Raw genomic sequence first — 19,334 nt, 5'->3', positions numbered from 1 at the left:
GGAGGAAAAAATTTCGATGAAAACCATTAATGGTTTGAAATTTGCTGAAATGGTGAAGATGGGGTCCCATCATCTTTATCAAAATGCCGATTATGTCGATTCGCTGAATGTGTTCCCAGTGCCGGATGGAGACACCGGGACGAATATGAACTTATCGATGACATCAGGGGCAAAGGAAACTGAGAAAGGTGCAGTCGTTCATATCGGACAAACTGCTCAAGCATTATCAAAAGGATTATTAATGGGCGCAAGAGGCAATTCAGGGGTGATTTTATCCCAGCTATTCCGCGGATTTGCCAAGGCGATCGAAAACGAGGAATCCATCGACGGCGTGAAATTTACTGAAGCTTTGAAGTATGGGGTGGATACAGCTTATAAAGCAGTTATGAAGCCCGTTGAAGGCACGATTTTGACCGTCGCTAAAGACGCGGCTAATCGGGGAGTTGAGGTAGCTTCAGCAACCGAAGATCTGATTGAAGTAATGGCAGCGGTTTTAGAAGAAGCAAAAGCTTCACTTGATCGGACACCGGAATTATTGCCTGTTCTGAAGGAAGTCGGCGTGGTCGATAGCGGCGGACAAGGTCTCGTCTATGTTTATGAGGGCTTTTTGGCATGCCTGAAAGGTGAAGCGTTACCTGAAAAGACCGTTGTTCAATCGATGGAAGACTTGGTCAATGCGGAGCATCATCGGAGCGTTCAAGGTTTCATGAATACGGAGGATATTGAATACGGTTACTGCACTGAATTCATGGTCAAATTCGCAGATGAAAAATTGAACGATCATCCATATGATGAGGGCGAGTTCCGTCAAGCGCTAAGCCAATTTGGTGATTCCCTTCTCGTCATCTCTGATGAGGAAGTGGCGAAAGTACATATCCATACCGAAGAACCGGGTGATGCCTTGAATTATGGACAGCGCTTCGGTTCGCTTATCAATATTAAAATCGAGAATATGCGTGAGCAACATCTTGAAATCGTCGGGGAAGGCCATTCCGTTCAGAAGGATGCGACAAAAGAAATAGAACAACATCCATACGCGGTTGTAACGGTCGCTATGGGATCAGGTCTGGCGGAATTATTGAAAAGTTTCGGCGCCTCCGCGGTGATTGAAGGTGGACAAACGATGAACCCGTCGACGGAAGACATCGTGAAAGCCATCCAGGATGTCGGTGCCGAACGAGTGCTCATTTTGCCGAATAATAAAAATATCATTATGGCTGCCGAGCAAGCAGCGGAAGTGATCGGCATCGAAGCGGCAGTCGTGCCGACAAAAACCGTACCGGAAGGGCTTGCTGCAATTCTCGCTTTCAATCCCGAAGCGGAAGTGGCTGCGAATGCTGCTACGATGGCAGAGGCGGCATCTACCGTAAAAACGGGACAAGTCACGCATGCAGTCCGGGATACATCCATTGACGGTGTCGACATCGCCAAAGATGATTTCATGGGAATTTCCGAAGGGAAGATTGTGATTGCATCCACTGAGCTGAACGAAGTGATGAAGACGCTGATGGCCTCCTTGATTGACGAAGACGCTGAAATCGTAACGATCTTGTATGGGGAAGATGTCAATGAAGAAGACGCTTCCGCGATTGTCGGGTATATTGAGGAGCATTTCGATCATGTCGAGGTCGAATTGTACCATGGTAAACAACCTTTATATCCATATATTATTTCAGTCGAATGATTAACATGAATGCAGAACGTCCACTTTGGAGGTTCTGCATTTTTTATGGTTCCTTTTTATTGAATCTTGTCAGTGATTGGAAAGAAATCATTTTTTGTTTTTATCCCCTTTTTCATGTAAAATATAAGGTGTACGGCCTATGAAGGGGGGAGTTTCGTTTTGAAATTCAGATCAGTTTTCGATATTATCGGTCCAGTCATGATTGGACCATCATCTTCACATACCGCAGGCGCAGCCCGGATCGGTCGCGTTGCACGGACGCTTTTCGGACGACAACCGGAATGGGCGCGGATCCATCTATATGGTTCCTTTGCAGAGACGTATAAAGGGCATGGAACGGATGTTGCCATCATTGGCGGCTTATTGGATTATGATACATTTGACGAACGAATTAAAACTGCATTTAGCGATGCAGATAAGCTTGGATTGACATATGAATTCATCCCCGAGGAGGAGGAAGCGGATCATCCGAACACCGCTCGCATCGTAATCGGTGATAGTCAAGGCGTCATGGAGTTGACAGGGATCTCCATAGGAGGCGGGACGATGGAAGTGGTCGAGCTCAACGGCTTTCCGTTACGTCTTTCGGGTCATTATCCGGCACTTCTCGTTGTCCACGAAGATACATCTGGTGTCATTGCGAGCGTATCCAATGCGATCGCATCGCAAGGCATGAATATTGCGCATATGGAGGTCGGACGTAAGGAAAAAGGCGAAATGGCCCTTATGGTGATTGAAGTGGATCAGATGATTAATGATCAGCTTATCCATGAGTTACAATCGATTGCACATGTTACACAAGTCGCCACATTGGCTAACTGAGGGGGGAACATCAATGGAAGTATTATTCGGTACGGTGAAAGAGCTAGTTGCGCTAGCTGAATCACAAAATAAGCCTATTTCCGAAATTATGATCGAGCAGGAAATGTTAATAACGAAAAGATCAAGAGAAGAAATCGTCGCCCAAATGGATAATAACTTAAAAGTTATGGAAAGTGCTGTCGAAAAAGGGTTGCAAGGTGTTCAATCTACATCCGGACTTACTGGTGGAGACGCTGTCCTTCTTCAAAATTACATGAAGTCAGGAAAATCGCTTTCGGGGGATTTGATCTTAGATGCGGTCAGCAAAGCGGTTGCGACGAATGAAGTAAACGCGGCAATGGGGACAATTTGTGCGACACCGACTGCTGGGGCAGCAGGTATCGTGCCAGGCACTTTGTTTGCGGTGAAGAACAAATTGAATCCGACCCGGGAACAAATGATCAATTACCTGTTCACAGCAGGTGCTTTTGGTTTTGTCGTTGCCAATAATGCATCGATTTCCGGAGCGGCAGGGGGATGTCAGGCGGAAACGGGGTCTGCGGGTTCCATGGCCGCAGCTGCGATTGTTGAAATGGCGGGAGGAACGCCACAGCAAAGTGCGGAAGCTTTTTCGATCGTTATGAAGAACATGCTCGGGTTGGTCTGTGACCCGGTGGCAGGTCTTGTTGAAGTGCCTTGTGTGAAACGGAATGCGATGGGAGCCGCGAAAGCGCTTGTCGGTGCGGATATGGCCCTTGCCGGTGTGGTGAGCCGAATTCCCACGGATGAAGTGATTGAAGCGATGCATCGAATCGGTCAGTCCATGCCTTCTGCGCTCCGGGAAACAGCAAAAGGTGGACTAGCAGCTACACCGACTGGCAAAGCACTTGAAGCGCAAATATTCGGCAAGGATCAATCAGATCGTGACGCCATCCATATATGATTCGGTAAAGTCGGTCAAAGGGGTTGGAAAGGCGACAGCCGATCAGCTAAAAGCAATCGGGATTTCGACGATTCACGATTTTGTCATGACTTTCCCTTATCGGCACGAAGATTTCAGATTGAAAGATTTATCGGAAACCCCACATAATGAGCGAGTAACCATTGAAGGTAGGATCGAAAGTGAACCGACCGTCCTTTTTTTAGGGAAAAATCGTTCTCGTCTTCAAGTCCGTCTTCTTGCCGATAGGCATCTTGTGAAGGCGGTTTTTTTCAATCAGCATTATTTGAAGGATCGTCTGGCACCAGGCATGGTCGTCACCATTACCGGAAAATGGGATCGCGGCAGGCAAGTGATCAATGTCAGCAATTTTAAAGAAGGGCCGAAAACGGCGCAGGCTGATTTTGAACCGGTATACAGTCTGAAAGGGGTCATGCACCAAAAGACATTCAGGCGTTTTATGCGAAATGCCTTGGATGCGGCTGCTGGCCAGCATGTCGAAACACTTCCGCTCGATGTGCGAGAAGCATATCGATTGCCGGGGATTGCCGAAGCGTTGGAAATGATTCATTTTCCGAAAAGTCCGGGAGATGTGAAGCAGGCGAGAAGGCGCTTCGTCTATGAGGAACTATTATTGTTCCAGTTAAAAATGCTCGGCATGAAGAAAGCGCGGAAAGAAGCGGAAAAAGGAACCCCTGTCGAGTATGATTTGGCTAAACTGAAGAACTTTATCGCTTCTTTACCATTCGAATTGACCGGCGCCCAAAAACGGGTGGTCAATGAGTTGTGTGCGGAATTGAAAAGTCCGATCCGGATGAATCGTCTATTGCAGGGAGATGTTGGTTCTGGGAAGACCGTTGTGGCGGCTATTGCATTGTACGCGGCCATTACTGCCGGATTCCAGGGCGCACTGATGGCACCGACGGAAATTCTTGCTGAACAGCATGCGACATCGCTGGCGGAATGGCTAGAACCGCACGGTGTTTCTGTCGCCTTTTTAGCGGGATCAACGAAAGGGAAGGCAAGAAAAAGCTTGCTAGAAAAACTCGAATCAGGTGAAATTGATTTGCTGATCGGTACCCATGCTTTGATCCAGCCGGATGTCATTTTCAAAAATCCAGGTCTTGTCATCACGGATGAGCAGCATCGATTCGGTGTCGAACAAAGGCGGATTTTACGTGATAAAGGGATGAACCCGGATGTGCTGTTCATGACGGCGACGCCTATTCCAAGAACACTTTCCATCACTGCGTTCGGTGAAATGGATGTTTCGATTTTGGATGAATTGCCAGCTGGCAGAAAGAAAATTGAAACCCATTGGTTGAAAGAGGAATCCCTATTGCCCGTTTTGCGCAAGATGGAAAACGAACTGCATGCGGGTCGTCAAGCTTATGTCATTTGTCCACTCATTGAAGAATCGGATAAATTAGATGTCCAAAATGCGGTGGATGTCCATGGACAACTTTCCACGCACTTCAAGGGGAAGTATACAGTTGGTCTTATGCACGGCCGCCTGCATGCGGATGAGAAAGACGCCATCATGCGAGAGTTCAGTGATGGGAAGATCGATGTTCTCGTTTCCACGACGGTAGTAGAAGTCGGTGTGAACGTTCCGAATGCAACATTCATGCTTATCTATGATGCGACCCGCTTTGGTCTTGCGCAGCTTCACCAGCTGAGGGGCCGGGTAGGGCGCGGAGCCGAACAGTCCTATTGTGTCTTGCTTGCCGATCCGAAAACGGAGGACGGCAAAGAGCGGATGCAGACGATGACCGAAACGAATGATGGTTTCGTTCTAGCGGAAAAAGATCTTGAACTAAGAGGCGCCGGTGACTTCTTCGGCAAAAAGCAGAGCGGGATGCCCGAATTCAAAGTCGCCGATCCAGTCCACGATTACAGGGCGCTCGAAACGGCAAGGAAAGATGCGGAAAAGCTACTGGAATCCCCGCATTTTTGGACAGATCCCGAATACGCCGGGCTGAAAGTTCAACTTGAAGAGTCCGGGGCGCTTAGTTTGGAAAGATTAGATTAAGAGAATATATATTTATTTTATTGGCGCTCATCAGTCGGTTATTGGCGATGTTAAGCTTGATATTGGCGTTTTTGGGCCAGTTATTGGCGTTCAGCGTCCACTTATTGGCGAATAAGGACTTTAGACATAGGCGGCTGCTCGATTTAGACAGCCGTCTTTCGATATTCTTGATGTCCAGCTCCAGGCGCCAGATGCTCGGTCATAAGCCGACTCACCTGTGCGGCAAAATGCGCCGCTCAGTCAAACCATCTTATGTCTGCCGCATCTAAACGGCGCCTTTCGCATTTCTATGCTTGCATTCTCATTTCCATCTTTATATACTACTATTAGTACCAAGTGCTAATCCGGAAGGTGAAATGATTGAGACTGCCTAAAAAGGAAAGGCAACGACAGCTTGGATTGTTGCTTGATGAAAATCCGTTTTTGACGGATGAGGAGCTATCAGAACGGTTTGGTGTAAGTGTCCAGACGATCCGCTTGGACAGGCTTGAATGCGGAATCCCTGAATTGCGGGAACGTTTAAAAACGGTTGCATCCCGAACGATGCAGGAAGAAGTAAAATCCCTTCAGACAGATGAAGTGATCGGGGATATTATCGATATCCAATTAGATAAAAGTGCATTATCCATATTCGATGTAACGGAAGATCATGTTTTTCAGCGGAGCGGCATCGCGCGGGGGCATCATCTGTTCGCACAGGCGAATTCACTTGCGGTCGCTGTCATGGATGATGATTTAGCCTTGACGGTGAAATCATCCATTCACTTTTTGAAACCGGTAAAAGCGGGGGACAGAGTGGTCGCACGTGCCGAAGTAAAGAAAATAAATCCATTGAAAAACCGGACACTCGTTGAAATTGTGTCAACAGTCGGTAATGAGACCGTGTTTACGGGAGAGTTTTATATGTACCGGACAACTGACGGAAATCAGGAGGAAACAAAATGATTATTGCAGTAGACGGGATGGGCGGAGATCATGCACCGGGCGAAATCATTCAAGGTGTAATTGAAAGTCTTACAGCATTTGAAGATATCCATATACATATTTATGGTGATGAGCAGGCGATGTCACCTTTTTTAACGGATCATGAAAGACTAAAAGTGATCCATTGTACAGAGCGGATTGAACCGGATGATGAGCCGGTCCGTGCGATCCGACGGAAAAAAGATGCGTCCATGGTGCGGATGGCGCAAGCGGTCAAAGATGGGGAAGCTGCCGCATGTGTATCAGCGGGCAACACAGGAGCGCTCATGGCTGCTGGACTGTTCGTTGTCGGCCGGATTGATGGCATTGAACGTCCCGCCTTGGCGCCGACATTGCCGACAGTTGACGGACAAGGTTTCGTCATGTTGGATCTCGGAGCGAATGCGGATGCGAAGCCTTCCCAACTCGGGCAATATGCGGTCATGGGAAGCATTTACGCTGAAAAAGTACGCGGGATTGCGAAACCGCGTGTCGGCTTGTTAAATATCGGAACAGAAGAAGGAAAAGGAAATGAGTTGACGAAAGCAGCTTATGAAGTCCTTTCCAATGAACCTGTCCATTTTATCGGCAATGTAGAAGCACGCGACCTATTGACAGGTGCCGCTGATGTCGTTGTGACGGATGGATTTACAGGGAATATGGTTTTGAAATCGATCGAAGGAACCGCGCAAGCCTTTTTCACGATGTTGAAAGAAGTATATGGCTCATCATTGAAATCGAAATTGTCAGCGGGTCTGATCAAAGACGAATTGCGCGGTTTGAAAAATAAAATGGACTATACGGAGTACGGTGGCGCATGCTTATTCGGTTTGAATTCTCCGGTGATCAAAGCGCATGGCTCTTCGAATGCCAATGCAATCTTGAATGCCATCCGACAAGCGAGAACGATGGTACAATATGACGTTTGCGGAACAATCCGTGAAACGGTAAGAAAGGCGGAAACTCAATGACGAAAGTGGCTTTCATTTTTCCTGGACAAGGTTCGCAGACGGTCGGTATGGGAAAACAATTTGCGGAAACAGATGAGAACAGTAAGCAATTCCTGGAGCAGGCAGATCAAGTACTCGGTTTTCAGTTAAGCCAACTCATTATGGAAGGGTCGCAGGAAGAACTGACATTGACGTATCATGCACAGCCCGCACTTTTGACGGTAGGATCGATGATTGCAGCGAGATTGGCTGAAGCAGGGATCACGCCTGACTATACGGCAGGACATAGCCTTGGGGAGTATACGGCGCTTGTCGCATCGGGTGTTCTATCATTCGAAGATGGCGTATCGGTCGTCCATCAGCGCGGCTTATATATGAATGAAGCGGTTCCGGCAGGAGAAGGGGCGATGGCGGCGATTCTCGGTCTCGATGGAGAGAAGTTGAAAGAAGTGACGGATAGCATTACGGAATCCGGGTTTGCCGTTCAACCTGCCAACTTGAATTGTCCGGGTCAAATCGTTATTTCCGGCACAAAAGAAGGTGTTGAGCAGGCATGTGTCCAATTGAAAGAAGCAGGCGCAAAAAGAGCGATCCCGCTTGATGTCAGCGGACCTTTCCACTCGTCGCTGATGAAACCGGCAGCAGAGAAACTCGGCAGCACGCTTGACGCAGTGAAGATGAAAGATGCTTTCATCCCTGTCATCGCGAATGTAAACGCAACTGCAGTGACCGATTCCAGCGAGATCAAAGGCTTACTTGTAGAACAGCTTTATTCGCCTGTACTCTGGGAAGATTCTGTGCGCCAACTATTGGAACTGGGCGTCACGCATTTCATCGAGTGCGGTCCTGGAAAAGTGTTAAGTGGTCTAATCAAGAAAATCGATCGGAGTGCGACAGTGCTGCCGGTCTATGATGAAGAGACGTTACAAACCGTAATCGAAGCATCGAAAGGGTGGTCGTAATGGAGAGATTTGTAGGAAAAACGGCAATCGTCACGGGAGCTTCACGTGGAATCGGCCGTGAAATTGCGTTGCTTCTTGCGAAGGAAGGCGCACGTGTCGCGATCAATTATAGCGGTAGCAAAGACAAAGCGGATGAAGTGGTCAAGCTGATTACAGATGCAGGCGGGGAAGCATTTGCCATTCAAGCTGACGTATCCGATGCGGATAGCGTGAAAAATATGGTCGATCAAACACTGGAGCAATTCGGTTCCATCGACATCCTTGTCAATAATGCGGGCATTACGAGAGATAATTTGCTGATGCGCATGAAAGAAGATGAATGGGATGATGTCATCAGCACCAATTTGAAAGGTGTCTTCCTCTGTACAAAAGGAGTTACACGTCAAATGATGCGCCAACGCGCTGGTAAAATTGTCAATGTGGCATCGATTGTCGGCGTTTCCGGAAATCCGGGACAAGCCAACTATGTCGCAGCGAAATCGGGCGTCATCGGGTTCACGAAGACGGTGGCACAAGAGCTAGCTTCACGCAATATCAATGTCAACGCTGTAGCACCAGGTTTCATCACAACGGATATGACAGATGCGTTGAGTGAAGAAGTGAAAAAACAAATGCTTTCGGTGATTCCGCTTGGTAAACTAGGAAATCCGGAAGATGTGGCAAAGACAGTCATGTTCTTATTATCTGACGATGCAGCTTATATTACCGGGCAAACAATCCATGTCGATGGTGGAATGGTAATGTGATTTACCTTCCACATTTCTAGTGTCCAGCTCCGGGCGGCAGCCCCTCGAGTCTAAACGCCGCCCTCCGCATTTCATTGAGAGGAGGTGACAAATTTGTCAACAGTACTTGAACGTGTAACGAAAGTGATCGTCGACCGCCTTGGTGTCGATGAAAGTGAAATCAAATTAGAAGCTTCTTTCCGTGACGATCTAGGCGCAGACTCACTGGATGTCGTTGAGCTTGTTATGGAATTAGAAGATGAGTTCGATACGGAAATTTCCGATGATGACGCTGAAAAAATTGCGACAGTCGGTGATGCGGTTTCGTATATCGAAGCGAAAGTGAACTAATGTCCAATTTGGTCTGAGAGACTCTTTCAACCTTTCTTTTGAAGGGATTGAAAGCGTCTCTTTTCACTTTTCCTTGAAGTCCTTTTGCACTAAGCTACGGAAAAGGGTAAAATTAGATGTATCTTTATCTTCATTCAGCAAATATTTTTGTACTGAAAGCGAAGCGTCAGCTACAGAAGATCCTCACCTCCATAGGTGGTGAGATGAATACGCTTTTGTTTTCCTGTTCAGCGGGTGTTCAAGCGCCCGCTGAACGAAGATAAAGCCTCCGGCGGATGTCCCAGATTTTGAAAGGAGTTAATCGAGCAAGCTCGATTCAAAATCTGGACGCAATTACGCCGAGGCGCAATTGATTAAGTACTGAAAGGCAGAGTCGGAAATGAATAATAGACGAATGAATGTAAGAAATGCAAATGCAACACTTCCGTTAGCAATTCGTAAAAAGTTTGATGAACTCCAAGAAAGATTGGGTATCCCTTTTAATAACCATGCGCTTTTGTACAATGCTTTCACCCATTCATCCTATGTGAATGAGCATCGAAGAAAAAAATTCACGGATAATGAGCGGCTGGAGTTTTTAGGGGATGCTGTCTTGGAATTGGGGGTTTCCCGCTATTTGTACTCGACAGAGCCGACGATGACAGAAGGCGAATTGACAAAATTGCGAGCGGCCATTGTCTGTGAACCATCCCTTGTTAAATTTTCCAATGAGCTTGGATTTGGCAACTATATCTTGCTTGGAAAAGGAGAGGAACAAACAGGTGGAAGGATGCGTCCTGCCCTATTGGCCGATGTTTTCGAGGCATTTATCGGTGCGTTGTATATAGACCAGGGAATGGAAGCGGTCACTCCTTTTCTTGAAAAAGTGGTTTTCCCAAAAATCAGTGTCGGTGCTTTTTCGCATGTGATGGATTACAAGAGCCGTCTGCAGGAAATCGTCCAGCAGAACAATAATGGGCAACTTCAGTATGAAATTATCGAAGAGAAGGGTCCTGCCCATGCGAAAAAGTTCGTGACGGTTGTTCGTTTAGGCGGACATGATCTCGGTACCGGTCTTGGGAAATCGAAAAAGGAAGCCGAACAGGAAGCTGCCCGTCACGCGATTCAGGAATTGAAGAGTCGACAGGTTGAAGGGGAGAACTGAACGTGTTTTTAAAAAGATTGGAAATTATGGGATTCAAATCATTTGCAGAACGCGTCGGAGTGGATTTTGTTCCCGGTGTGACTGCAGTTGTCGGACCGAATGGTAGCGGAAAAAGCAATGTAACAGATGCCATTCGATGGGTTCTTGGTGAGCAATCTGCGAAGACCCTCCGCGGTGCGAAAATGGAAGATGTCATTTTCGCAGGTAGTGATTCCCGGAAAGCACTTAACTTTGCGGAAGTGACGCTTATTCTCGATAATAGCAAAGGACTTTTCCCGCTCGATTATACGGAAATTAGTGTGAGTAGAAGGGTATTCCGTTCGGGTGAAAGTGTCTATCTGTTAAATGGGCAGCCCTGCAGGTTAAAGGATATAAATGATACGTTTATGGATTCAGGCCTTGGAAAAGAAGCATTTTCATTGATTTCCCAAGGTCGTGTCGATGAAGTGTTGAATAGTCGCCCTGAGGATAGACGGGTCATCTTTGACGAGGCCGCTGGGGTATTGAAATATAAGACAAGGAAGAAGAAAGCGGAGCACAAGCTGTTTGAAACGGAAGACAATTTGGATCGGGTCCTTGATATATTGAAAGAGCTCGATACGCGGATTGAACCGCTCCAAAAAAGTGCGGAAGCCGCTGAACGACATCAAAAGCTTTCTGAGGAAATACGGGAAGCGGATGTGCTGCTGTTAAATTATGATGCAAAGCAACTGCATCAAGAAATTATGGAAAAAGCCGAAGAGGCAAAAACGATTCGGCAAGATAAAGAACGGCTTGAAGCTGAGACGGAAAAATCCGAGGAACAGTCGACTGCCTTAAAGAGCCAGCTTGCCCAAGTCGATCAGGAATTGGATGAATTGCAACAGAAGCTGGTCGAAATGAGTGCGAATGTGGAAAAATGGGAAGGCAGACGTTTGCTCTCTTTGGAAAAACAGCGCAATACGGACCAACAGCTAGAACGGTTGCAGCTGGAACTCGAGACGGCTGAAAAGTCGAAGATCGAGCTGGCATCGAAATTGGAAGCTGCGCGTGAAAAATGGCAGGCATCTGTATCTGAATATGAAAAAACAGCTGAGGAAATGGATGGTATTTCCCATATCTTGAAGCGTTCGGTAAAAGAAACGGAAAACGACATTGAAGAATTGAAGTCCACGTATATCGAACGATTGAATGAAGAAGCGACACTCCGCAATGATCTGAAACATATTGAGGAGAGGCTGGAAGGTGAGAAATCTTCTTCGGAAAGAATTCTCCAACAATCTTCTCGGTTGAAAACACAGCTTGCACAACTGATGGACGAGAAATCAGGCAAGGAGAAGGGCTTAGCCGAATTGAAGAAGAAATTGAAAGAAGCTGACTCGACGTACCGCATGTCTTCGCAAGCATTGCAGAAAACGGAGTCCGATCTTCGTGTGCAACAGGAATTTATGCAAAAGGCTTTCAATAAGCAACATGAAATGCAAGGACGTTTACGCGCATTGGAAAGCATGGAAGCGGATTTCTCAGGCTTCTATTCCGGTGTAAAAGAAGTGCTTGTCGCTCGAAAGTCAGGGAAGTTGCAAGGCATTGATGGTGCTGTCGCTGAACTGATCTCTGTCGAGAAAGACTATGTAAAAGCAGTGGAAACCGCTCTTGGTGCCGCAATGCAACATATTGTAACGGCAACGGAATCAGAAGCGCGAAAAGCGATCGGTTACTTGAAAGCGAAAAATGCCGGCCGTGCAACATTTTTGCCGCGTGATGTGATGAAGTCCAGAAAGCTTCAGCCAACCGTCCTGCGTACTGTGGAACAACACCCGGAATTCATCGGTACAGCTGATGGACTCGTCCAGACTGACAAAACCTATCGAATCATTACGGAAAACTTGCTAGGCAATACGATTGTCGCCAAAACACTTGAAGGTGCATCTGCTATTGCCAAAGCATTGGGTTATCGTTATCGTATCGTGACCATCGATGGGGATGTCGTCAATGCAGGCGGTTCATTGACAGGAGGCGGTGTCAAAGGGCAGACCACTGTTTTCACGCGGAAAGCGGAACTGGAGACATTGAAAGAGCAGCTTGTCCGAATGACAGCGACAATTGAAACAGCGACTGCGAAAATTGGCGATACAAAAATGGATGTCGCCAAGTTGTTGCATGAGACCGAACAGTCCCGTACCCTTGTGGAGAGTCTTCAAATTGAATTGACTGCAGCGGAATCTCGAATCCGTGAGACAGAAATTGCCATCCGATCGATTGAATCGGAAGTGGCTGTGACGGAAATGGGAAGACAGGGCATGGAAAGTACCGGTTCAGAGCTTTTGAAAAAGAAAGCGGACCTAGTGGAACAGCATCTTAATGTCCAAAAAGAACTGGAAGCGATCCAAGCTGAAGTTGCTTCGTTGGAACGCTTGGCTACGGATCGGCGGAATGAGGAAACTGTGCTGACAAGCCGCTATAATGAGTTGCGGGAGAAAATTGCTATACTTCGTGAACAGAAAACGTATCAGCAAACCGCTATCCGGGATTTAGAAGAGGCAGTTGCACAAAACGAACAGAAACGGACCTCATTGAATGAAGAAATACAATTTTTCACTGGAAATGAAGGCATCGGGGACTTGACTGCTGAAGATATCGAGAGTCAAATCGGACAAGCCAACGACGAAAAGGAAAGTATTGAACTGGCGATTACAACAGGCAGGGAGCGTCGTGTCGTCTTGGCGGGCCTTTTGGATGAAGGGGGCATGCAATTGCGTCAACTTCGAGAAAAGGCGGGGGAAGCAGTTGCCGCGCTGAATACGGTGACGGTTTACATTTCCCGGCTTGAGGTGAAATATGAAGCGGTGTTACAGCGGCTCTTGCATGATTATGGTCTTTATCCGGATTTGGAGCTCGCAGTGGATTTCGACGAGCAACAGATGCGTGAAAAAGTGGAAACGTTAAAACGGGATTTAGCTGCTCTAGGACCGGTTAACCCGGGAGCTATCGAAGAGTATCAAGAAGTGTCGGAAAGGCATGCATTTTTGACTGAACAGCGAAATGATTTGCTGGAAGCCAAAAACACATTGCATGAAGCGATGACGGAGATGGATACTGAAATGACGATGCGGTTTTCCACGACTTTCAACGCTGTGCAAAACCGATTCCAGCACGTTTTCAAGGAGATGTTTGGTGGTGGAGATGCCAATCTCGTTCTGACAGATCCGAAGAACTTGCTTGAAACGGGTGTTGATATCGTTGCGCGTCCACCTGGGAAGAAGCAGCAGAACTTGAGCTTGCTATCAGGGGGAGAACGGGCATTAACCGCCATCGCATTGTTGTTTTCAATCATCGAAGTGCGTCCTGTTCCTTTCTGTATTTTGGATGAAGTCGAGGCAGCGCTTGATGAAGCGAATGTCGTCCGCTACAGTAAATATTTGAAGAAATTTTCGGAGAAGACGCAGTTCATCGTGATTACACACCGCAAAGGGACGATGGAAGGGGCAGATGTGCTTTACGGAATTACGATGCAGGAATCTGGCGTATCGAAACTCATTTCCGTGAAAATTTCCGAAGTGCTAGAAGAGGCGATTATATAAAAGGAGCGGATCAGTTTGTCTTTTTTTAGAAAGTTGAAGGAAAAAATAACAGGTACAAACGAGACGGTTACAGAGAAATTTAAAGACGGTTTAGCGAAAACGCGGGATTCATTCACTTCCAAGGTGAATGATCTTGTCGCCCGTTTCCGGGAAGTGGATGAAGAATTCTTCGAGGAATTGGAAGAGCTTTTACTGCAAGCAGATGTCGGTTTTGAAACGGTCATGGAGCTGATCGATCAGCTGAAGCTTGAAGTACAGCGGAAAAATATCAAAGACACGGCAAGTATCCAGTCTGTCATTTCGGAAAAATTGGTTGAAATCTATAAAGCCGGAGAAGAGATGGAGAGCGGCTTGAATATCCAAGAGGGCGAATTGACCGTCGTCCTTATGGTAGGTGTCAATGGCGTCGGAAAGACAACGACAATCGGTAAACTGGCAGCCCGTCTGATGGCAGAAGGAAAGACCGTCATGCTTGCGGCGGGCGATACATTCAGGGCTGGTGCCATCGATCAGTTAGTCGTCTGGGGAGAGCGTGCGGGTGTGGAAGTGATCCGTCAATCGGAAGGATCGGATCCAGCAGCTGTCATGTATGATGCCATCCGGGCCGCTAAAAATCGGAAAGTGGATGTGTTGATCTGTGATACAGCAGGCCGATTGCAGAATAAAGTAAACTTAATGAATGAGCTTGAAAAAGTGCATCGTGTCATCGGTAAAGAAGTGCCGGGCGCGCCGCATGAAGTGCTGTTGGCCCTTGATGCAACGACAGGTCAAAATGCGCTCGTCCAGGCACAAACCTTTAAAGAAGCGACGAATGTGACAGGTATTGTCTTAACGAAGCTGGATGGAACGGCGAAAGGCGGCATTGTGCTGGCGATCCGTCAAAAATTGAACATCCCGGTGAAATTCGTCGGTCTTGGAGAAGGTGTGGACGATTTGCAGCCGTTCGATCCGGAAAAGTATGTCTACGGCCTTTTCGCGGATGGTTTGGAACTAGAAGAGACAGACAAGTAATTTAGCTTGACAGAGGACTGCCCTCATACTATGATGGCAATGGAAGAAACAAGCGGGGGAGGTAAGGTAAGTGGTGCTTGAAAAAACGACACGCATTAACTTCCTCTTCGATTTTTATCAGTCACTACTGACGGATAAACAGAGACTGTATATGCAACTCTATTATTTGGATGACTTATCCCTCGGCGAAATCGCGGGGGAATACGATGTATCCCGTCAAGCAGTCTACGACAATGTGCGTAGGACGGAAGCGATGCTCGAAGACTATGAAACAAAATTACAACTGTTTTCGAAATTCCAAAGACGGATTGAAATTGTAGAAAAGCTAGAACACCTCATACCGGAATCGGATGAGCGTTCGGAGTCGTTCAAGGAGCTATTGAACTTATTAAAAGAGAATGATTAGGGGAGGCTCTATGCATGGCATTTGAAGGATTAGCCGAGCGCCTGCAAGGGACGCTTCAAAAAATAACGGGCAAAGGGAAAATCAACGAAGCGGACGTCAAGGAGATGATGCGTGAAGTTCGATTTGCATTGATCGAAGCGGACGTCAACTTGAAAGTTGTCAAGGAATTCGTTAAAACAGTCAGTGAGCGCGCGGTGGGACAGGACGTCATGAAGAGCTTGACGCCGGGTCAGCAAGTTGTGAAAATCGTTAAAGACGAGCTGACATCCTTAATGGGCGGCGAACAGAACCCGATTCAATTTGCGCGTAAATCGCCGACAGTCATTATGATGGTCGGTCTTCAAGGGGCAGGGAAAACGACCACGACCGGGAAATTGGCAACAGTTCTGCGCAAACGTCACAATAAGAAACCGCTTCTCGTTGCTGCCGACGTTTATAGACCGGCCGCTATCCAGCAGTTGGAAACACTTGGCAAGCAGCTGACGATGCCGGTATTTTCACTTGGAACCGAAGTATCGCCCGTTGACATCGTCCGCCAAGCCTTGGCAGAAGCGGAAAAAGAGCATCATGATGTCGTCATTGTCGATACGGCGGGCCGGTTACATGTTGACGAAGACCTGATGCAAGAATTGAAGGATATCCGAGCGCTTAGTAAGCCGGATGAAGTATTCCTCGTTGTTGATGCGATGACAGGGCAAGACGCTGTTAATGTTGCCCAACACTTTGACGAAGCAGTTGGCATTACAGGAGTCGTCTTGACAAAACTGGATGGGGATACGCGTGGTGGTGCGGCACTATCCATCCGTTCCGTCACCCAAAAACCGATTAAATTTGTCGGGATGGGTGAAAAGATGGATGCGCTTGAACCATTTCATCCGGAACGTATGGCATCCCGGATTCTTGGCATGGGTGATGTCATGTCGCTCATTGAAAAAGCGCAGGAGAATGTCGATGAGGAAAAGGCGAAGGAGATGGAGCAGAAACTTCGGACTCAGTCGTTCACACTCGATGACTTCCTTGACCAGCTTCAGCAAGTGAAGAAGATGGGGCCTCTCGACGAACTGCTGAAAATGATGCCAGGAGCCAATAAAATCAAAGGGCTCGAAAATGCCAAAGTCGATGAAAGTCAAATGGGGCGTGTCGAAGCGGTGATCCAATCTATGACCAAGGCGGAACGCACTACACCGGAAATCATCAATGCGAATCGCCGTAAACGGATCGCGAAAGGTTCAGGGACATCCATCCAAGAAGTGAATCGTCTTTTGAAACAATTCGAAGACATGAAGAAGATGGTCAAACAGATGACCAATATGCAACAAAAAGGTAAGAAAAAAATGAAAATGCCAGGTTTTGATTCGTTTTTTAAATGAAAATCAGGGTGTTAAGAAAAAACACTTTACAAACATGAGAAAGCTTGATAATATACTATCTTGTGTGAAACTATTCGGAGGTGCAAGAAATAATGTCAGTAAAAATTCGTCTTAAACGTATGGGAGCAAAGAAAACTCCTTTCTATCGTATTGTAGTTGCAGATTCACGTTCACCACGTGATGGTCGCCAAATCGAAACAGTTGGAACTTACAACCCGCTTACAAAACCTGCGGAAGTAAAAATCAACGAAGAGTTGGCACTTAAATGGCTTCAAAACGGTGCAAAGCCGTCTGATACAGTACGTAACCTGTTTTCTGATCAAGGCATCATGGAGAAATTCCATAACGCTAAACACGGTAAATAATCAGGAGGTGTGTTCATGAAGCAGCTGATTGAAACGATCGTTAAACCGTTAGTCGATAGTCCCGGGGATGTCCGGGTGGATATGGATGAGCACGATAATCGTGTCGTCTACAAACTATCCGTCAATCCCGCAGACATGGGAAAAGTCATCGGCAAGCAGGGGCGTGTAGCGAAAGCGATCCGTACTATTGTTTATTCAGCAGCAGGCAACCACCACAACAAAAAGGTTTTTATCGATATCATTGATTAAGACAAAAAAAGGAAGGAGCCTATGTTCCTTCTTTTTTTGTCTATTCGATTACTTTAATAGGAAAGTCGGTGTCAGTTATGCAATGGTTCAATGTCGGTAAAATCGTGAATACGCATGGCATTCGCGGGGAAGTCCGTGTCATTTCACGTACACACTTTCCTGAAGAGCGCTATGCGATTGGAAGCAAGCTTGCGCTTTTCATGCCAGGAAGCAAAACGCCTATTTATTTGACAGTAGCAAGTCATCGGAAACATAAAAATTTCGATTTATTGACGTTCGAAAATCATCCCAATATTAATGATGTTGAGAAGTATCGGGACGGCATTTTGAAAGTGGCCGAAGATCAGCTTGGTGATTTGGAGGAAGGCGAGTTCTACTACCATGAAATTATCGGTTGTGAAGTTTTTACACTGGAAGATGCATCGATCGGCAAAGTGACAGAAATCCTGGAAACGGGTGCAAATGATGTGTGGACCGTGACGCCTGAAAAAGGGAAGCCGCATTATATCCCTTACATCGCCGATATTGTTAAAGAAATCGACATTGACAACAAAAAAATTGTCATTGATGCGATAGAAGGACTTCTTTCATGATGAAAATCAATGTATTATCATTGTTTCCCGAAATGTTTGAAGGGGTGCTTCATTCGTCCATCATGAAAAAAGCACAGGAAAATGGTGCCGTATCATTTGAGGTGACCGATTTCCGCGATTACGCTACGAATAAGCACCGGAAAGTCGATGATTACCCATATGGCGGCGGAGCGGGGATGGTATTGAAACCGGAACCTCTCTTCGCCGCTGTCGAAGCCGTATCGGCAGAAGCGGAAAAGCCGCCGCGTGTCATTCTCATGTGTCCACAAGGCGAACGTTTTACGCAGAAGAAAGCGGAAGAGCTTGCTGCCGAAGAGCATCTTGTCTTCGTTTGTGGCCATTATGAAGGGTATGATGAACGGATCCGTCAGCATTTGGTGACAGACGAGTTATCGCTCGGTGATTTTGTGTTGACCGGTGGAGAGATTGCTTCCATGGCCATCATCGATAGTGTCGTCAGGTTGCTGCCAGAAGTGCTTGGCAATGCCGATTCATCCGTGCTGGATTCATTTTCTACCGGCTTGCTCGAACATCCGCAATATACTCGCCCCGCTAACTTTAACGGGTTGGAAGTACCGCCTGTCCTCTTGTCCGGCAACCATGCCGAAATCGAAAAATGGCGGGAAGAGCAAGCTCTTCTTCGAACGTTCGAGCGTAGAAAAGATTTGCTCAAAGACGCCCCGTTGACTGCGCATCAGCGACAATTGCTCGATCAATTGGAGAAAGAAAAAAAATAGACGGATTGCCTTGCACCTACCTGCCATCTGTGATACTATCTACTATGTACTTTCGTGTGAAGTGCATACTGACGGTGTTCCGCTGCAAAGGTAAGAAGTGCATGAGCATCTGTGGAGAAGGAGAGAAAACAATGCAAAACCTAATTGCAGAAATTACAAAAGATCAGCTTCGTGCAGATCACCCATCTTTCCGTGCAGGAGATACAGTTCGTTTGCACGTGAAAATCGTTGAGGGAACGCGTGAGCGTATCCAAATTTTTGAAGGTGTTGTTATCAAACGTCGCGGAGGCGGAATCAGTGAAACATTCACAGTCCGTAAAATCTCCAATGGTGTAGGCGTTGAGCGTACATTCCCTGTACACACACCGAAAATCGCTAAACTTGAAGTGACTCGTCGTGGTAAAGTACGTCGTGCGAAATTGTACTACCTTCGCAGCCTACGCGGAAAAGCCGCTCGTATCAAAGAAATCCGATAACAAAAAGCGAAGATT

The 19,334-nt window shown here is 46.9% G+C and carries 19 protein-coding genes; all 19 read left to right on the top strand.

The window, feature by feature from the left end:
• The first annotated feature begins 16 nt into the window (after positions 1 to 16).
• Entirely contained in the window at positions 17 to 1,684 is a 1,668-nt protein-coding gene (locus MHZ95_RS02220) for a DAK2 domain-containing protein (RefSeq protein ID WP_239388863.1), read from the top strand.
• Between the two features lie 159 nt (positions 1,685 to 1,843).
• A complete protein-coding gene (gene sdaAB, locus MHZ95_RS02215; RefSeq protein ID WP_239388862.1) occupies positions 1,844 to 2,506 on the top strand; it encodes an L-serine ammonia-lyase, iron-sulfur-dependent subunit beta in 663 nt (220 codons plus the stop codon).
• A 13-nt stretch (positions 2,507 to 2,519) separates the two neighbouring features.
• Positions 2,520 to 3,428, top strand: a complete 909-nt coding sequence (gene sdaAA, locus MHZ95_RS02210; RefSeq protein WP_239388861.1) for an L-serine ammonia-lyase, iron-sulfur-dependent, subunit alpha — start codon at positions 2,520 to 2,522, stop codon at positions 3,426 to 3,428.
• Positions 3,409 to 5,457, top strand: a complete 2,049-nt coding sequence (gene recG / locus MHZ95_RS02205) for an ATP-dependent DNA helicase RecG (RefSeq protein WP_239388860.1) — start codon at positions 3,409 to 3,411, stop codon at positions 5,455 to 5,457. Before sdaAA ends, recG begins: the two co-directional genes overlap by 20 nt.
• Positions 5,458 to 5,817: 360 nt before the next feature.
• Positions 5,818 to 6,402 (top strand): transcription factor FapR, encoded by a 585-nt coding sequence (gene fapR, locus MHZ95_RS02200; protein ID WP_239388859.1) that lies wholly within the window; start codon positions 5,818 to 5,820, stop codon positions 6,400 to 6,402.
• Positions 6,399 to 7,391 carry a phosphate acyltransferase PlsX gene (plsX, locus tag MHZ95_RS02195; protein ID WP_239388858.1) on the top strand — a complete coding sequence of 331 codons (993 nt, stop codon included), beginning with the start codon at positions 6,399 to 6,401 and terminating at the stop codon, positions 7,389 to 7,391. The genes fapR and plsX overlap by 4 nt, the downstream gene beginning before the upstream one ends.
• Positions 7,388 to 8,332 (top strand): ACP S-malonyltransferase, encoded by a 945-nt coding sequence (gene fabD, locus MHZ95_RS02190; RefSeq protein ID WP_239388857.1) that lies wholly within the window; start codon positions 7,388 to 7,390, stop codon positions 8,330 to 8,332. The genes plsX and fabD overlap by 4 nt, the downstream gene beginning before the upstream one ends.
• Positions 8,332 to 9,078 (top strand): 3-oxoacyl-[acyl-carrier-protein] reductase, encoded by a 747-nt coding sequence (gene fabG, locus MHZ95_RS02185; protein ID WP_239388856.1) that lies wholly within the window; start codon positions 8,332 to 8,334, stop codon positions 9,076 to 9,078. The genes fabD and fabG overlap by 1 nt, the downstream gene beginning before the upstream one ends.
• Before the next feature lie 93 nt (positions 9,079 to 9,171).
• Positions 9,172 to 9,408 carry an acyl carrier protein gene (locus MHZ95_RS02180; RefSeq protein WP_239388855.1) on the top strand — a complete coding sequence of 79 codons (237 nt, stop codon included), beginning with the start codon at positions 9,172 to 9,174 and terminating at the stop codon, positions 9,406 to 9,408.
• A 379-nt stretch (positions 9,409 to 9,787) separates the two neighbouring features.
• Complete coding sequence (gene rnc, locus MHZ95_RS02175) at positions 9,788 to 10,552, top strand: ribonuclease III (RefSeq protein WP_370642868.1); 765 nt, start codon at positions 9,788 to 9,790, stop codon at positions 10,550 to 10,552.
• 2 nt (positions 10,553 to 10,554) lie between these two features.
• A complete protein-coding gene (smc, locus tag MHZ95_RS02170; RefSeq protein ID WP_239388854.1) occupies positions 10,555 to 14,112 on the top strand; it encodes a chromosome segregation protein SMC in 3,558 nt (1,185 codons plus the stop codon).
• Positions 14,113 to 14,127: 15 nt separating this feature from the next.
• Positions 14,128 to 15,123: a signal recognition particle-docking protein FtsY gene (gene ftsY, locus MHZ95_RS02165; protein WP_239388853.1), complete on the top strand. Its 996-nt coding sequence runs from the start codon at positions 14,128 to 14,130 to the stop codon at positions 15,121 to 15,123.
• A 73-nt stretch (positions 15,124 to 15,196) separates the two neighbouring features.
• The gene (locus tag MHZ95_RS02160) at positions 15,197 to 15,529 is read left to right on the top strand and encodes a putative DNA-binding protein (protein WP_239389182.1); all 333 of its coding nucleotides are present in this window, start codon (positions 15,197 to 15,199) and stop codon (positions 15,527 to 15,529) included.
• Between the two features lie 14 nt (positions 15,530 to 15,543).
• A complete protein-coding gene (gene ffh, locus MHZ95_RS02155) occupies positions 15,544 to 16,899 on the top strand; it encodes a signal recognition particle protein (protein ID WP_239388852.1) in 1,356 nt (451 codons plus the stop codon).
• A gap of 92 nt (positions 16,900 to 16,991) precedes the next feature.
• Positions 16,992 to 17,264, top strand: coding sequence for a 30S ribosomal protein S16 (rpsP, locus tag MHZ95_RS02150; protein WP_203246201.1), 273 nt, complete (start codon positions 16,992 to 16,994; stop codon positions 17,262 to 17,264).
• Positions 17,265 to 17,279: 15 nt separating this feature from the next.
• The gene (locus tag MHZ95_RS02145) at positions 17,280 to 17,513 is read left to right on the top strand and encodes a KH domain-containing protein (protein WP_239388851.1); all 234 of its coding nucleotides are present in this window, start codon (positions 17,280 to 17,282) and stop codon (positions 17,511 to 17,513) included.
• A 77-nt stretch (positions 17,514 to 17,590) separates the two neighbouring features.
• Positions 17,591 to 18,106 (top strand): ribosome maturation factor RimM, encoded by a 516-nt coding sequence (rimM, locus tag MHZ95_RS02140; RefSeq protein ID WP_239388850.1) that lies wholly within the window; start codon positions 17,591 to 17,593, stop codon positions 18,104 to 18,106.
• Complete coding sequence (gene trmD / locus MHZ95_RS02135) at positions 18,106 to 18,843, top strand: tRNA (guanosine(37)-N1)-methyltransferase TrmD (protein ID WP_239389181.1); 738 nt, start codon at positions 18,106 to 18,108, stop codon at positions 18,841 to 18,843. Before rimM ends, trmD begins: the two co-directional genes overlap by 1 nt.
• Before the next feature lie 131 nt (positions 18,844 to 18,974).
• The gene (rplS, locus tag MHZ95_RS02130; protein ID WP_239388849.1) at positions 18,975 to 19,319 is read left to right on the top strand and encodes a 50S ribosomal protein L19; all 345 of its coding nucleotides are present in this window, start codon (positions 18,975 to 18,977) and stop codon (positions 19,317 to 19,319) included.
• Positions 19,320 to 19,334 lie beyond the last annotated feature (15 nt).

Source organism: Sporosarcina sp. ACRSM (genome assembly GCF_022346545.1).
Classification (GTDB): Bacteria; Bacillota; Bacilli; order Bacillales_A; family Planococcaceae; genus Sporosarcina.
This window is presented reverse-complemented; position numbering and strand designations above follow the sequence as displayed.

Excerpts from the sequence above, each read along its gene's own strand:
- MHZ95_RS02220 (WP_239388863.1), top strand. The coding sequence starts at position 17 with ATGAAAACCATTAATGGTTTGAAATTTGCTGAAATGGTGAAGATGGGG.
- sdaAA (WP_239388861.1), top strand. The coding sequence starts at position 2,520 with ATGGAAGTATTATTCGGTACGGTGAAAGAGCTAGTTGCGCTAGCTGAA.
- plsX (WP_239388858.1), top strand. The coding sequence starts at position 6,399 with ATGATTATTGCAGTAGACGGGATGGGCGGAGATCATGCACCGGGCGAA.
- fabD (WP_239388857.1), top strand. The coding sequence starts at position 7,388 with ATGACGAAAGTGGCTTTCATTTTTCCTGGACAAGGTTCGCAGACGGTC.
- fabG (WP_239388856.1), top strand. The coding sequence starts at position 8,332 with ATGGAGAGATTTGTAGGAAAAACGGCAATCGTCACGGGAGCTTCACGT.
- rnc (WP_370642868.1), top strand. The coding sequence starts at position 9,788 with ATGAATAATAGACGAATGAATGTAAGAAATGCAAATGCAACACTTCCG.
- ffh (WP_239388852.1), top strand. The coding sequence starts at position 15,544 with ATGGCATTTGAAGGATTAGCCGAGCGCCTGCAAGGGACGCTTCAAAAA.
- rpsP (WP_203246201.1), top strand. The coding sequence starts at position 16,992 with ATGTCAGTAAAAATTCGTCTTAAACGTATGGGAGCAAAGAAAACTCCT.
- MHZ95_RS02145 (WP_239388851.1), top strand. The coding sequence starts at position 17,280 with ATGAAGCAGCTGATTGAAACGATCGTTAAACCGTTAGTCGATAGTCCC.
- rimM (WP_239388850.1), top strand. The coding sequence starts at position 17,591 with ATGCAATGGTTCAATGTCGGTAAAATCGTGAATACGCATGGCATTCGC.
- trmD (WP_239389181.1), top strand. The coding sequence starts at position 18,106 with ATGAAAATCAATGTATTATCATTGTTTCCCGAAATGTTTGAAGGGGTG.
- rplS (WP_239388849.1), top strand. The coding sequence starts at position 18,975 with ATGCAAAACCTAATTGCAGAAATTACAAAAGATCAGCTTCGTGCAGAT.